At 57.8% G+C, this 13,687-nt stretch carries 12 protein-coding genes and 2 pseudogenes; 7 read left to right on the top strand and 7 right to left on the bottom strand.

Annotated features, from left to right (window positions below; all coding sequences use genetic code 11):
- The first annotated feature begins 80 nt into the window (after positions 1-80).
- Positions 81-1,616 carry a sugar ABC transporter ATP-binding protein gene (locus FHT29_RS25325; protein ID WP_037191175.1) on the top strand — a complete coding sequence of 512 codons (1,536 nt, stop codon included), beginning with the start codon at positions 81-83 and terminating at the stop codon, positions 1,614-1,616.
- Positions 1,600-2,622: an ABC transporter permease gene (locus FHT29_RS25330; protein WP_047640945.1), complete on the top strand. Its 1,023-nt coding sequence runs from the start codon at positions 1,600-1,602 to the stop codon at positions 2,620-2,622. The genes FHT29_RS25325 and FHT29_RS25330 overlap by 17 nt, the downstream gene beginning before the upstream one ends.
- Positions 2,623-2,803: 181 nt before the next feature.
- On the opposite strand, the pseudogene FHT29_RS25335 reads toward FHT29_RS25330, so the two are convergent.
- Positions 2,804-3,123: pseudogene (locus tag FHT29_RS25335) on the bottom strand (DDE-type integrase/transposase/recombinase); the annotation flags it as partial.
- Between the two features lie 296 nt (positions 3,124-3,419).
- On the opposite strand from FHT29_RS25335, the gene FHT29_RS25340 reads away from it, so the two are divergent.
- From FHT29_RS25340 to FHT29_RS25360, 5 genes are all read left to right on the top strand, one after another.
- Entirely contained in the window at positions 3,420-4,283 is an 864-nt protein-coding gene (locus tag FHT29_RS25340; protein ID WP_168595992.1) for an AraC family transcriptional regulator, read from the top strand.
- Between the two features lie 105 nt (positions 4,284-4,388).
- Positions 4,389-4,829: a VOC family protein gene (locus tag FHT29_RS25345; protein ID WP_037191186.1), complete on the top strand. Its 441-nt coding sequence runs from the start codon at positions 4,389-4,391 to the stop codon at positions 4,827-4,829.
- A gap of 49 nt (positions 4,830-4,878) precedes the next feature.
- Positions 4,879-5,925, top strand: a complete 1,047-nt coding sequence (locus tag FHT29_RS25350) for an ABC transporter substrate-binding protein (RefSeq protein WP_047639792.1) — start codon at positions 4,879-4,881, stop codon at positions 5,923-5,925.
- Between the two features lie 7 nt (positions 5,926-5,932).
- Positions 5,933-6,715: an ABC transporter ATP-binding protein gene (locus tag FHT29_RS25355; RefSeq protein WP_168600299.1), complete on the top strand. Its 783-nt coding sequence runs from the start codon at positions 5,933-5,935 to the stop codon at positions 6,713-6,715.
- A gap of 4 nt (positions 6,716-6,719) precedes the next feature.
- Complete coding sequence (locus FHT29_RS25360; RefSeq protein WP_168600300.1) at positions 6,720-7,490, top strand: ABC transporter permease; 771 nt, start codon at positions 6,720-6,722, stop codon at positions 7,488-7,490.
- A gap of 139 nt (positions 7,491-7,629) precedes the next feature.
- On the opposite strand, the pseudogene FHT29_RS25365 reads toward FHT29_RS25360, so the two are convergent.
- The 6 genes and pseudogenes from FHT29_RS25365 to FHT29_RS25390 form a co-directional block, all read right to left on the bottom strand.
- Positions 7,630-8,105, bottom strand: a pseudogene (locus FHT29_RS25365) (GSU2403 family nucleotidyltransferase fold protein); the annotation flags it as partial.
- 123 nt (positions 8,106-8,228) lie between these two features.
- Positions 8,229-10,151 carry a sugar phosphate isomerase/epimerase and 4-hydroxyphenylpyruvate domain-containing protein gene (locus tag FHT29_RS25370; RefSeq protein ID WP_168600301.1) on the bottom strand — a complete coding sequence of 641 codons (1,923 nt, stop codon included), beginning with the start codon at positions 10,149-10,151 and terminating at the stop codon, positions 8,229-8,231.
- Positions 10,148-10,600, bottom strand: a complete 453-nt coding sequence (gene aroQ, locus FHT29_RS25375; protein WP_168600302.1) for a type II 3-dehydroquinate dehydratase — start codon at positions 10,598-10,600, stop codon at positions 10,148-10,150. The genes FHT29_RS25370 and aroQ overlap by 4 nt, the downstream gene beginning before the upstream one ends.
- A gap of 50 nt (positions 10,601-10,650) precedes the next feature.
- The gene (locus FHT29_RS25380; protein ID WP_047555622.1) at positions 10,651-11,883 is read right to left on the bottom strand and encodes an aminotransferase class III-fold pyridoxal phosphate-dependent enzyme; all 1,233 of its coding nucleotides are present in this window, start codon (positions 11,881-11,883) and stop codon (positions 10,651-10,653) included.
- Positions 11,884-11,885: 2 nt separating this feature from the next.
- On the bottom strand, positions 11,886-13,172 hold the full coding sequence (locus FHT29_RS25385; protein WP_168600303.1) for a TRAP transporter large permease: 1,287 nt from the start codon (positions 13,170-13,172) through the stop codon (positions 11,886-11,888).
- Positions 13,169-13,678 carry a TRAP transporter small permease subunit gene (locus FHT29_RS25390; RefSeq protein WP_052224312.1) on the bottom strand — a complete coding sequence of 170 codons (510 nt, stop codon included), beginning with the start codon at positions 13,676-13,678 and terminating at the stop codon, positions 13,169-13,171. The genes FHT29_RS25385 and FHT29_RS25390 overlap by 4 nt, the downstream gene beginning before the upstream one ends.
- Positions 13,679-13,687: the final 9 nt, after the last annotated feature.

Genomic DNA, 13,687 nt, shown 5'->3' on the forward strand with positions numbered 1-13,687 from the left:
GTGGAATGCCCGGTAAAGCTGGTTTTCGAGCCACCTTGGCGTAGTAACGGGCGGGCGGCCATTTCTTATTTCAATAGACCATGCATGAGGTGGACGTGTCAGACGCGGCAGATGACTACATCTTGAAGCTGGAAGGGATAGGCAAGCGATTCCCGGGCGTCGTGGCGCTCAGGGATGTTTCGATACGCATCGGTCGCGGCAAGGGACATGTTCTTCTGGGTGAAAACGGCGCGGGCAAGTCCACCCTTATCAACCTGCTCGGCGGTGTCTTCAGGCCTGATGACGGTCAAATCCTATTTGACGGCGAGCGCTATGATCCAGCCTCTCCCTTGGAGGCATTCAAGGCAGGCATCCGCGTCATTCATCAGGAACTGCATCCTCTTTCCAATCTTAGCGTTGCCGAAAACCTGCTCTTTGAACATCTGCCCCGCCGATACGGCTTGGTGAACTACACGCAAATGAACACCAGGGCGGCGGAACTCCTAGCAGAAGTCGGTCTCGACGTAGCCCCGACGACGCCTGCCAGTCGCTTGAGCATCGCGCAGTTGCAGTTGCTCGAGATAGCCAAGGCGCTCTGCTACGAAAGCAAGCTTCTGGTTCTTGACGAACCGACGGCGACCTTGACCTCCAAGGAGGTCGATCGCCTGTTCGAAATTCTGAAGCGGTTGAAAGCGCGGGGTGTCACGACGCTTTACATCTCCCATAGGCTCGAGGAGATTTTCGAGGTGGGTGACGATGTCACTATCCTGCGCGACGGCCAGCATGTGATTACGCGGTCGCTCGCAGGACTAGCCATTCCGCAGATCGTTGAACTTATGGTCGGACGAACGCTCTCGCATCATAGTGCTTTTCGCGGCGACAGCGTCGTATCGGGCGAAGCGCTCGGTGTCTCCGGCTTGAAGGTGACACGAAACGGCCCGAGACTGTCATTTTCCGTCGCCAAGGGTGAAATCGTCGGCATTGCGGGGCTGGTGGGCAGTGGTCGAACGGAGGCAGTTCGCGCCATATTCGGAGCCGATGTGAAAGCGGCCGGGGAAATTCGCATAGATGGCGAGCCGGTCCAGATCAATTCGCCTAAGGATGCGGTTGCGGCAGGGCTGTGCCTGGCAACCGAAGACCGCAAGATGCAGGGCTTGATGCTCGACATGAGCTGTGCCGAAAACACCACCATCACGGATATTGGCAAAGTTTCTCGCAGAGGCTTGATCAGTCGAACGATCGAGGACGAGCATTCGCAACGCCTCGTGCGGGAACTGCATATAAAAACGCCGTCCGTTCATCAGGTGGTCCGGACGTTTTCCGGCGGCAATCAGCAAAAGGTGGTTATTGCCAAATGGCTGTTCCGCGGCCCAAAGGTGCTGATCTTCGATGAGCCTACCCGGGGGATCGACGTGGGCGCAAAGGCTGAGATCTACGATCTTCTGTGGAAATTTGCCGCTGAAGGAAAGGGTGTCTTGGTCGTTTCCTCCGACCTTCCCGAGCTCATCAGCATTTGTCATCGCATCATCGTTTTCTCGGACGGCAAGATAGCCGGCGAGATCGCCCGGGACCAATTCGAAGAGAGCAGGATCCTCTCACTCGCCTACAAGGAGTACAGTCGTGTCCGGCAACATTGAAAACAAGGCCGAGGCGAAAGAGAGTACCGTCTGGGACAAGCTCATCCGGATTTCGATGAAGGAAGCGGGCGTTGCCATCGCTCTCGTTCTGATCCTGATATTCTTCTCGGTGACGGCGCCATATTTCGCAACGCCGGAGAACTTTCTGAAGATCTTCGTGCAGATCGCCATCAACACGGTGCTTGCCTCCGGCATGACCTTCGTCATTCTCGTTGGAGGCATCGATCTCTCGGTCGGCTCGCTGCTTGCCCTTTGCACCGTCATCGGTGCGACGATCATGGTCGACCCCAGATTTTCCCCCTGGCAGGCGATCGTGCTGGCGTCGCTGGCTTCGATGGGCACAGGTGCCGTCCTTGGAGCGGTCAACGGGTGGGTATGCGAGAAATGGAAGCTTCCCTCCTTCATCGTCACGCTCGGCATGCTAAATGTTGCAAGCGGCCTGGCGCGCGTCGTCAGCGATAACTCCACCATCACTGGCCTGCCGCAGCCTTTTGTCGATTTCGGCAACCTTATCTTCTGGGACATACTCCCATCGATCTTCCTGATTGCGATCGTCGTTGTCCTCATCGGCTGGTTTGTCCTGCGCTACACGGTGTTCGGCCGATTTGTTTTCGCGGTCGGCACCAATGAGGAGGCGGTCCGATTGTCGGGGCATGAGCCAAAAAAGATCAAAATCGCGGTCTTCACGATTTCCGGGCTGACGGCGGGTATCGCAGCCATGGTTTATCTGCTTCGGCTCAATGTCGGCAGCCCGGTTGCAGGCGTTGGCTATGAGCTTAATGCCATCGCAGCGGTCATTATCGGCGGCACCAGCCTTTCGGGCGGCAAGGGCTCGATTGTCGGAACGCTGGTGGGAGCCTGTATCCTGCAGGTGCTGTCGACGGGCTTGCAGCTGTTGGGCGCCGACGACAACATCAAGCCGATCGTCATTGGCGCCGTCATCGTGCTGGCCGTTATCCTCGACAGCTATCGAGGCCGCTTAATGCGGATGCTCGAGACGCGGTGATTGGCGACGTCGCGTCAACGCCGTATCAAGCCATTGCCGAACTACTGGCTGGCTCTATGGCTGTCGCGGATAGTAACGGGGCGAATCTTCTGAGCCGATTTGTACCTTAAGCGGATTTGAACATTCGGCCCGGCATCGTAAAGTTAACGAATCTCGGGTAAGACGTCTTGCCGGCCGACGCTCGCCGTCGTGTGGGTTGATGGAAATTCGCCGCACGGTTATTTAGTTCTTTGTACGAGCGATGCTCGACGCCGGGCGTAATGTCGCGCTTTGCCGCACCGTAGCATGGCAGCTTATCGGTAATCATCACACGCGGCGAGTGGCCCTGCCTTTGATAAGCTTTCGCATCAGACGCTTGGCGGCCTTGGTATTGCGGCGGCTTTGCACCGGCACGTGGAGAACGAAGCCACCCTGATCGACAGCCAGCCAGACGGCGTGGCCAATCACTTCAGCTGGGAAACGGTGGCGGCGATAAAGGCGATCACGAGAGCGTCGGTGCATGCCACAAAATCGCACGGGCCAATCGCCGACAGGTTAACGTTACGATGCCCAACGATTTATCAAACTCCCGCCAACCTTCGCTCCGCCAAGAGTTAGTCTCGCTAACTTGTATGCGCTGCAGTGACATCGAAAATAAGCCTACGCCATCGCTCCGATATTCCAACGTTGAATTCTGCGCCAACACTCGCTTGGCTAGGCAAACCACATCGCGCCCGTAGTACTATCCCATCAGCCTGACATAGCCGAGCTGGAAGTTTGGCGCGAAATTTGCTTCTATCCTCGATGGAGAACACAGAATGCTCGACATCGATCCGCAGATATTTTCGATAAGCCGGCCGTCGCTTGAGAACTATCGGGCGTTCATTCAGCACGACATGATCGTCGAGACCTATCGCAGCTCAGCGGGTCAGATGATTTCAAGAGGTTCGCTCCACCGCATCTCCATCAACCGCACAGCCCACGGCAGATATGCCTATCGCCTTGGCACAGGAAGCTTCCACAGGATCACTAGGGCACCTTTTACCTTGGGCTTTCAGCCCGCAACCATTTCTCTTGAAGTTGACGGCGACGAAGCCGACTATATCTCCATCTTTCAATCGCCGAAGCTCTATAGCAGTCTCGTCAACGGAGATTTCGATCCCGAGCATATGGACGGCGACGCACTTAGCGCGACGACGGACCCAACGACATTGCAGGTCGCGCTATCCCTCGCCCTCGCCATCGAGCAGAGAGACCGCAGCGATCCGTTGCTGATAGAACATCTCGGCATGGCGCTCGCCTGCTGCGTCGTGAAGCTTTTGGGGGCGGCGTCTCCGCCGAGCGATCGTCCAATGACCTCGCAAAATCTCAGACACGTGATCGATTACATCGAGAGCCTGCTGGGACGAGCCGATCTCAGCGTCGAAGAACTCGCCGGTGTGGCAAATATGAGCCCCTTCCACTTCAGCAGGGAGTTCAAGAAGGCTGCCAGTATGGCCCCCCATCGTTTCATCCTTGAGCGCAGAATCGAGCGGGCCCGGCTCTATCTCGCCGATGGAAAGGAAACGCTTTCCGGAATAGCCTACGCGACCGGCTTTTCCAGCCAAGCACATTTTTCCAGCGTTTTCCGCCGCTTGATGGGAATGACACCAAAAGAATATCGACGCTCGGTCCGCCCTTGATCCAATGAGCGAAGCAAACTTAGCAGTTTTGCGTAAGAGCATCGCAAGAATTTGAAATCTCTGGCGGCGGCGGCCTGCAACACTCTTCGCATCAGGAGAGTTCATATGGCTGCTTTTGCGCAAATCAATCCGATTACGGACATCTGCTTTCTGGTCGAGGATGTCGAAAGAGCCTCTGCCTTCTACGTCGATCGCCTCGGTTTCAAACCGCGTCGTCGCGCTCCGGGCTTCGCCGATTTCAAAGGAGCGGGCATCACGCTGGCGCTTTGGGAGATCGGCCATATTGCCGAGAATACAGGCATCTCCGGTCGCAAAGCACCGCCCGGTGTGCACAAGGCTTGTGCAGCTATTGAAGTCCCCTCCCCGGAAAAGGTCGACGCCGCCTACGCGGAGCTCAAGGCCGCCGGCGTGATCTTCCAGGCACCGCCGCAGAACTACAACTGGAACGCACGCTGCTGTTATTTTGCTGACCTGGACGACAATCTCTGGGAAATCTACGCATGGGCCGATGGCGGCCCGGTCGGAGACATCGACCAGAGCGACTGACATGCCATGCCGTCAAACCATCCGAACATAAGAGGAGAAAGGCAAAGCCATGACAGAACATGGAAAGCGAACGATCCTGGACAGACGCTCGGTCCTGAAGGGAGGCGCTTTTGCCCTTGCTGCAGCAACAGCAGGCATTAGCATCTTCACCCCACGTATTTCAAAGGCAGATCCGGCCAAGGTCGTCATCAAATATGATTGGCTAATGAGCAACGGACAAATCGGCGACATCGTCGCCGTCAAGCAGGGACTGTTCCAAGCGGAAGACCTGGAAGTTGAATTTTCTCCCGGCGGCCCCAATTCGGCGACAGTACCGCCGGTTGTGACTGGCCAGGCGCAGCTCGGCCAGTTCTCGGACTCGGCTCAGCTCCTGCTCGCCCGTGCATCTGGCGTTCCAATCAAGATTTTCGCCTGCGGCTTCCGTATGGCGCCTTTTGCCTTCTACTCCCTTCCCAAGTCCCCCATCCGTACAGTCCAAGACCTTGTGGGCAAGCGTATCGGCATTCAGCCAACCGCGCGCTACGTTCTGGATGCCATTCTTCTCAAGAACAACATCGACCCTGCGAGCCTGACCATTACGAACATTGGCTTCGATATGACGCCTCTGACCACCGGTCAGGTCGATGCCGTAACCGGCTGGATCACCAACACGCAGGCTCTTTCGGTGATCGGACCAGATAGGATCGATCTCATGATGAAAGATACGGGATTGCCCTCCTACGCCAACGTATATTTTGCGACCGACGACGCCTTGGAAAACCATGCCGATACGTTGGCAAAAGTGCTACGAGCGATTGCCAGGGGTTGGGCATGGACGCATCAACATCCCGACGAGGCAGTCAAACTCGCGGTGGAGGCCTATCCGCAGCTCGATCTCGCCGTCGAACTGAAGACGGTGTCGCGCATACTATCGCTCAGCTTCGACGCGGCGACCGGCAGGGATGGCTGGGGTGACTTCGATCCGGCAGCAATTGCCGAACAGATCACCGTCTATGACAAAATCGGTCAATTCAAGTCTGGCGCTCCGAAGCTGGAGGACTGTTATTCGACCAAGATTCTCGAGATGACGGCTGCGGACCGTCCGAAGATTGCGTGAGGACAGGTTGGGGGACACGATAGCTATCGAAGCGGAGGGATTGCATCTGGGATATGCAGGATCGACCGAGACAGTCCGCGTTCTCTCCGGCGTCGACCTGGTTGTCCGCAAGGGCGAATTCCTGACAATTCTCGGCCCATCCGGTTGCGGCAAGTCGACCTTCCTGCGTGCAGTGGCGGACCTGCTCCCACCTGTTGGCGGTCAGCTGACCGTGCTTGGCAAGACGGCATCGGATGCGCGCCGGCGCAGGGAAGTCGCCTTCGTTTTCCAGGAAGCGACCCTGCTACCTTGGCGCACGGTCAGACAAAACGTCGAACTGCCGCTTCAGGTCGGAAAGAAAAGCATTTCACGATCGGTGGATTCGAAGCCAAGCCACTGGCTCGACCTCGTCGGCCTCTCGGATCTTGGCAGCCGTTATCCGCACCAGCTCTCCGGAGGCCAGCGCCAGCGGGTTGCCATCGCGCGGGCGCTGCAGTGCGAGCCGGACATCCTGCTTATGGATGAACCCTTTGGCGCACTCGACGAGATCACGCGCGACCGCCTGAACGATGAGTTGCTGGCGATCTGGCACCGCACCGGAACAACCATCCTCTTCGTGACACACAGCATTACCGAAGCCATCTATCTTGGCGGGCGGGTGCTCGTGCTTGCTGCCAATCCCGGACGCGTCCAGGCATTCATCGATCTGATGCCGATGAAGGACGATAATGGGTTCTGTCGCCGTGAAAGCCCCGAGGTTCAGGAAACGGCAACCCATCTGCGCCAGTTGTTGCGGGATGGGGGAGCTTGACCGGATGATAAAGCACCGTCTCTCTATCGTCGAAATGACCGGCCTTCCTGCTATCGGTGCCGGTTCGCTATTGGCTGCTTGGCAATGGCTAATCCCAGCGCTTGGTGTTCCAGCCTACATCCTGCCGACGCCGGCTGCGGTAGTGCGTACCTTCGCAACGGAATGGCGTTTTCTGTTGTTGAACGCGGTTCCGACTTGGTACGAAGCGCTGCTTGGCTTCCTGCTCGGCAATATCCTCGCTGTGCTTTTGGCCATTGTTTTCGTTTACAATCCTCGCCTTCGGATGGCGTATTTCCCGGTCGTGTTGTTGTTCAACACGATCCCGGTGCTTGCGCTTGCGCCGATCATCATCCTCGTCTTCGGTCTCGGAATTCTCCCCAAGGTTATTATCGCGGCTCTGCTCTGCTTCTTCCCCACATTGGTAAACACAACGCGGGGCCTCAATTTGGCAACTGCCAACGAACTCGAGCTGATGCATGTGCTTTCGGCCAGTGATTGGGAGACGTTCTGGCGCCTGCGTGCGCCCCGCGCAACCCCTCTCCTCTTTGCTTCGCTGCGCATCTCCGCGACGACATGCGTCATTGGCGCGATCGTCGGGGAATGGATCGGCTCGAACGAAGGGCTTGGCGCCGTCATCATCCAGTCGACATTCAACTATCAGGCGGAGAGGCTCTTCGCTGCGGTGCTCCTTGCGTCGCTATCGGGTATCGTATTCTTCACAGCTGTCGCCCAGATCGAGCGAATTTTCCATCGACGACAGGGACAGAGTGGTTGAACCGGCTGCTGAACGTGGCGACAGCCGTTCACGCCTTTGGCGACTATCGTCGCTCAATCAGTCCCAAACTTTGCGTAGCAGGTTGCGCAAGTCCGCAGCGTCGGATGATCGTTGAGCTTATGAGGTATAGGCCGTTCCCAAAGAGCAGCGCAGCTTGACGAACGTCCTTCTCTCGCTTCGCTGGCCCCTGCCCGTCAGTGTTTCGGCGGCTGGCGACGATGAGCTTGTGGACCGCATACCGGGATGGGTTAGGGACGACGACTGGGACACCGCTTCGGTGGAGCAGCATTGTCCTGACGGGCTCCCTTATGAGGAAGTCGAGAAAGCGTAGCGGATCCGCGCCATGGGAAGGCGGACGCCAAGTAGTCCCGAATAGCACTGAAAGGCCACCGTCCCGATGAGAACACCGCGGAGTCGAAAGAGACCGCCATCGGCAAGCGCCTGCGAGCGCGTAGGTCATCCTTGTCCCGCTTATGATCAGCTACGCGCTGCGCGATAACCGGATCTTCAGCAGGACCGACGTAACGACGTTTCGTATCGCCGTGTCCGTCCGGAATGTCGAAGTACCAATATTTGCACCCTTTTGATGTTCGCCGAGGTGAACCGACCCATCGGGTTAATTTCCATCTGGCTTGCTGTCACGTAACGCATCCCTGAGTTCGATCCGGGCCGTGCAAATCAGCTGTCCATCGCCGGGCCGGCAGCATCCGGTCGTCGCATGCGGGTACCGGAAGACTCTTACCCGCGCATTTTTCCCACTCCCACCTTTGGCACACCATCCGGTCGAGATAGACGGCGTTGTGCCGCAATGCGAAACGGCGCGTTCATAGCGCCGTAGCCGGCGTATCCGACCCTTCTCTCAACGATCTCAAAGAAGAAGCCCTGGCCCAAAGTACGGCTGTAAATTTGAAAGTACTCGCCGGCCTCGTCACGGTCATAGAGGATGCTGTGCGCTCGAAGCCTGTCGGAGAACTCTGGCGACAACCCGAAACGTGCTTCGAGGTCGTCGTAATAATTGCGAGAGATCGGCAGCGGCTGAAATCCGCGCGCCTGCAATGCAGCTGCCGTTGCGAATATATCCTGAGTCGCAAATGCAATGTGCTGAATGCTCGTTCCGAAGCCTTCGGCCAGGAACTTGCCGGCGAACGTCTTGCGATTGTCGACACCGTTCATAGTCAGTCGGAAGCCCGGCTGGGTCAGGCTCTCGATTGCCTGGCTCCTGACAAGGCCGCCTGGATCGATCACGTCGATCATCGGCGCTCGTCTGGTCTCGAAGATCGACGTATAGAACAAGAGCCACGTCAGCATCTCGTCATAGTGAGTGGTCTGGGCAATATGATCGACCCGCGTGAGGCGGGCATCGTCTGCCGGATCAGCAACGGGTACCCGAACAAACTCCCGATCCCAGATGGTTTTCAGATCGTCGGAATCGTCCAGGAAATAAATCACACTATTGCCAACTCCTTGGATCGCCGGCACTGCGACTTCTCCCCCAAATCGCGGTTCTGAGAACGTAGCTGCGCCCAGGCTTCGGGCGCGATCGCCGGCCACTCGCGCATCATCGACTTTCATTCCATACGCATAGGCGTTGGTACCATGCACCGCGTATGACGAACTTGCGAAAGTATCTCCTTTCGTGTCCGTATTGACTACGATCCGGATATCGGCTTGCGTAAAAAGGTCGACCGAGCGATTGATGTGCCTTCCGGTTTTTGCAAATCCAAGCGTCGACAGCAGTGCTTCGAGCTCAAGTTTCTGCTCTTCGTCCGTCGTGAATTCAAGAAACTCAACGCCTGCTGCACGAACCCGATTGGGCATAGCGGGGACGTCAGTGCTCAGATCTGGTTCTAGCCTCGCAACGCAATCCATCAGATAGATCAGCGAACGATGGCCGTCCTCTGCGATCGCTCGCGGAGAGCCGCCTCGGAATTGATCGTTGAAGATTTCCAGAGACAACGGACCGTCGTATCCGGTTGCCGCCACGGCGCGCATGAAGTCGACAACAGGGAGATCGCCTTCGCCTGGCATGTTTCTGAAGTGACGGCTCCAGTACAAAAGATCCATATCAATCAACGGCGCGTCGGCAAGCTGGACGATGAAGATCTTGTCGCCTGGTATCGATCTAATCGTGTTGGGGTCGATCTTGCGGGCAAGCGTATGAAAGCTGTCGAGGATCAAGCCGACGTTTACATGATCCACCCGTCGAACAATTTCCCAAGCGTCGCGATGGTCGTTGACATGCCGTCCCCAGGCGAGCGCCTCAAAGCCAACCCTGACCGCGTGTGCCGCAGCGAGTTCTCCCAACTGTTGAAAATCCGAAGCAGCACGGTCAATTCCGCCGAGCGCGAACGGAGACACGTTCGAGCAGATCAGCATCAGATCGGTGCCAAGTTCGCCCATGACGTCGAATTTCCGCTTGGCGCGCTCGAAGCCGCGTGCGCGCATCGGCTCAGGCATGCCTTCGAAGTCGCGAAACGGCTGGAACAGTGTGACCTCAAGCCCATGATCACGGACCAGGGCTGCGACCTGACGCGGCGATGCGTCATAGGTTAGAAAATCGTTCTCAAAGATTTCGACGCCCGTGAAGCCCGCCTTGGCGATCGCCGCGAGCTTCTCCGGAAACTCGCCGCTGATCGAGACTGTTGCGATCGACGTCTTCATTTCTTGCTACGCTGCGCATTCAGTCTTGAAATCGCGCCGCGCAAAGCCAGCAGATAGCCATCGGTCCCCATTCCGACGATGATGCCGTCGGCGCGCAGCGACACGAACGAATGATGTCGGAAGCTCTCGCGTTGGTGCACATTCGAAATATGTATCTCGATGACTGGCCCCTCAAAGGCGTTAAGGGCGTCGAGAATTGCGACCGAAGTATGCGTGAATGCGGCCGGATTGATCACGAGCGCGGCCCCGTCCTCCCGGGCCTCGTGGATCCAGTCGATTATCTCATATTCCCGGTTGCTCTGATGAAAGCGAATATCGAATCCGAGCTCGCTTGCAAGGCCGCGAACTTCGGTTTCGACGTCGGCCAGGGTCTTGCCGCCATAGATGTGCGGCTGCCTCTTTCCGAGAAGGTTGAGGTTTGGTCCGTTGAGGACATAGATCACAGGCATTCTCTCTCCCTTAATGCAAAAGACGGCCGGAACTGCTCCGGCCGACAACTTCAGACTGCAAGTTGCTGGGCGGCGGAGGCGAAACCTTCCGCCAGCTGCTGCATGACAGGTGCGCTATTTCGTGCAGAGATGTAGTGCCTGCCATAAGTGCCGAACATCGACATCACCCCGGCGCGGCGAAGTGCGATATGCATGTTGGCGGAAAACGACGGGTCGGCCTTCTGGACCGCCTCCCGATAGTCGATTGGGGCGCTGCGCGAGCTCCAGAGGGTGAAGACAGTGCCGTATCCGCTGGTAACAACATCTGCGCCGTTTTCTTCAAATGACACGCGGATGGTCTCTCGCAAGGCGTCGCCGGCCTGACGCAAGGCAGTGTAATCGATCGTATCGACGACCTTCATCGATGCGTTTACAGCAGCGCAGGCTACCGGATTGCCGTTGTAGGTCCCGGCGCGCGCGACGCGCTTGTCCTCGAAGGCGGACATGATGTCCGGATGGCCAACCAAGGCTGCGACTGCGTAGCCGTTACCGATCGCTTTGCCGACAGTTGCAAGATCAGGAGAAATGCCAAGATGGTGCGAGGCTAGGCCCGGATGGAGACGGAAGCCCATGAGCACTTCGTCCATGATGACCAAGGCACCGCGCTTGCGCGCAAGCGATACGACGTGTTCGAGGTAGCCGGGCTTGGCCACGACGCACCCGGCATTCGCCATCATGGGCTCCAGGACAATGGCTGCAACGTCGTTGCATTCAGAAAAGAGAAGCTCCGCATCCGCAACGTCGTTGAAGCGGAGCAGAAGTGTGTCTCCGTTGCTCGGTCGGACGTTGGATCCCATCAGAGCTTCTTGTGATCCGGCGTTGCCGAACGCAACATCGTCGAACCAGCCGTCGTATCCAGCCGCCATCTTGACGATCTTGCGCCGCCCCGTGACTGCACGGGCGGTACGACAGGCGAGATGAACCGCTTCGCTGCCGGAATTTAGAAAGATCACCTTACTGAGGTCTTTCGTATGAGCGGCAAGACTAGAGGCGGCTTCTTCCTCGAGAGCGTGAGCGTAGGCCGGCATCGAGCCACGTTCCATGGCAACCCGCACGGCCTCGGTCACGTCCGGATCGGTATGACCTAAGAACGTCGCGCCGAAACCGAGAGCCGTATCTGCGTACCTTCGGCCCTTCTGGTCCCAGACGTAGGGACCCTGAGCTTTTTCGACCAGAAACGGCTCTCCATCCACATCGGGCACGACCCGACCCGCGCTGGATATCCCACAGACGAGATGTTGCATTTTTAAACTCCAAAAAGCTTCGGGAGCCATTCTGTCAATGACGGGAACGCGACGAGACCCGCCACGCAGACGATGCTTGCGATCCAATAGGGGACGAGCCAAACAGAAACCGACCACATGTCGAGCTTGGCCACGTTGCAGACCACGAAGATGTTTGTGCCGATCGGCGGCGTGAAAAGGCCAATGCCGAGCGTCATGGTGAAGACGATCCCCGTCTGGTAGGGCGTCATGCCAGCGGCCAGCGCAATCGGAACCAGGATCGGCGCGAGAATGATCAGGGCCGGCCCGAGGTCGAGCCAGAAGCCAACGACCTTTAGGAGGACCAGAACGAGAATGATCGTTACTATCGGTCCCGTATGGAGCCCTGTGATCCAGGCCGCGGCGTTGGCCGGAACCTGTTCAACGGTCAAAATCCAACCGAATGGGGTTGCCAACGCCATGATCATCATAATGACGCCGGTTGTTGCGACTGCCGCGGATGCCGCAGCGTAGAGGGAACTAAGCGGTAGCTCGCGATAGACGAGGATACCGACCAGGAAGGAATAGACCACCGCCAATGCAGAGGCTTCCGTCGCGGTAGCAATGCCGCCGATGATCGAACCGAGCACGAGCACCGGCATCAGAAGTGCCGGCAGGGCGCCAATAACGTCACGCCCGATCTCGCCCCAGACCGCAGGGGCCTCGTTTCTCGGAAAATTGTGGCGTCGCGCCACGATGTAGGACGTGATCATGAAAGTTGCGGCGATGAAAGCGCCGGGAATGAGAGCCGCCACCAGCAGACCGCCGATCGAGGTGTTGGTCAGGACTCCGTAAAGGATCAGAATCACACTCTGCGGGCCGATGATGCCGAGGGTACCGGAGGCGGCCGTCACTGCAGCCGCAAAGGCCTTAGGGTAGCCACGCTGCGCCATCGCGGGGATCATGATCGATCCTACCGCGCCGGTGTCGGCCGTCGCCGAACCGCTGATGCCGCCATAGACGAGAGCGGTTGCGACATTGACGAGACCGAGGCCTCCGGTGATGCGGCCGAAAATATGCTCGGCGACCCTCATGATGCGTGTCGTCAACCCTCCACGGTTCATCAACTCACCGGCAAAGAGGAAGAGCGGGATTGCGGCAAGCGTGATCGCGTCAGCGCCACGCAGCGTCTGCTGTGCGAACCATGCAGTCGGAAGATGCAGACCGCCGATATAGATTGTGATGAGACTTGCGATGCCCATGCACCAGGCGATCGGAACGCCGATCAGGAGCAAAAAGGAAAAGCTGATGATGAGAACAGCGACGGTCATACCGGCTCCTCCTGCCGTTGCTTGAAACCAGTGAGGACAAGCAGGCGTCTAATGCCAATCACCAGCGCACCGAGGCCGAGGATCAGCACCGTTGCTGTGATGACACCCGTCGGCATGCGCAGAACGGCAGTTGGAACCATCGCGGAACGCTGCCAGACGGCCCAGCCACTGATCAGGAATGCACCGCCCATGGTCACAAGGGCAAGGATCGAGATCAGGTCGAATACCCGCTTCAAAGCGGGAGGCGCCGACTGATTGAGCGCTTCAAATGCGACGTTTTCTCCCCGCAGTTCTGCATTGAGCAGTCCGATGAAGGTGATCCAGATGAAGGCGATGCCTGCCACCTCGAACGACCACTCGACGCCGCCGAATTCGAAGAAACGCGCAATCACGCCCAGCAAGGTCGAAAAGAACATCACGACGAACGCGATAACGCCCAGAAGCTCCAGTGCGCGCGTCAACGGACCCCGCCGCAGCGGCGAGGCAGAATTGTGAACTCGTTCCATTGGCTTAGA

The organism is Rhizobium sp. SG741, from assembly GCF_012275435.1.
Lineage (GTDB): Bacteria > Pseudomonadota > Alphaproteobacteria > Rhizobiales > Rhizobiaceae > Rhizobium > Rhizobium lusitanum.

Excerpts from the sequence above, each read along its gene's own strand:
- FHT29_RS25380 (WP_047555622.1), bottom strand. The coding sequence starts at position 11,883 with ATGCAACATCTCGTCTGTGGGATATCCAGCGCGGGTCGGGTCGTGCCC.
- FHT29_RS25350 (WP_047639792.1), top strand. The coding sequence starts at position 4,879 with ATGACAGAACATGGAAAGCGAACGATCCTGGACAGACGCTCGGTCCTG.
- FHT29_RS25385 (WP_168600303.1), bottom strand. The coding sequence starts at position 13,172 with ATGACCGTCGCTGTTCTCATCATCAGCTTTTCCTTTTTGCTCCTGATC.
- FHT29_RS25325 (WP_037191175.1), top strand. The coding sequence starts at position 81 with ATGCATGAGGTGGACGTGTCAGACGCGGCAGATGACTACATCTTGAAG.
- FHT29_RS25390 (WP_052224312.1), bottom strand. The coding sequence starts at position 13,678 with ATGGAACGAGTTCACAATTCTGCCTCGCCGCTGCGGCGGGGTCCGTTG.
- FHT29_RS25340 (WP_168595992.1), top strand. The coding sequence starts at position 3,420 with ATGCTCGACATCGATCCGCAGATATTTTCGATAAGCCGGCCGTCGCTT.
- FHT29_RS25360 (WP_168600300.1), top strand. The coding sequence starts at position 6,720 with ATGATAAAGCACCGTCTCTCTATCGTCGAAATGACCGGCCTTCCTGCT.
- FHT29_RS25370 (WP_168600301.1), bottom strand. The coding sequence starts at position 10,151 with ATGAAGACGTCGATCGCAACAGTCTCGATCAGCGGCGAGTTTCCGGAG.
- FHT29_RS25345 (WP_037191186.1), top strand. The coding sequence starts at position 4,389 with ATGGCTGCTTTTGCGCAAATCAATCCGATTACGGACATCTGCTTTCTG.
- aroQ (WP_168600302.1), bottom strand. The coding sequence starts at position 10,600 with ATGCCTGTGATCTATGTCCTCAACGGACCAAACCTCAACCTTCTCGGA.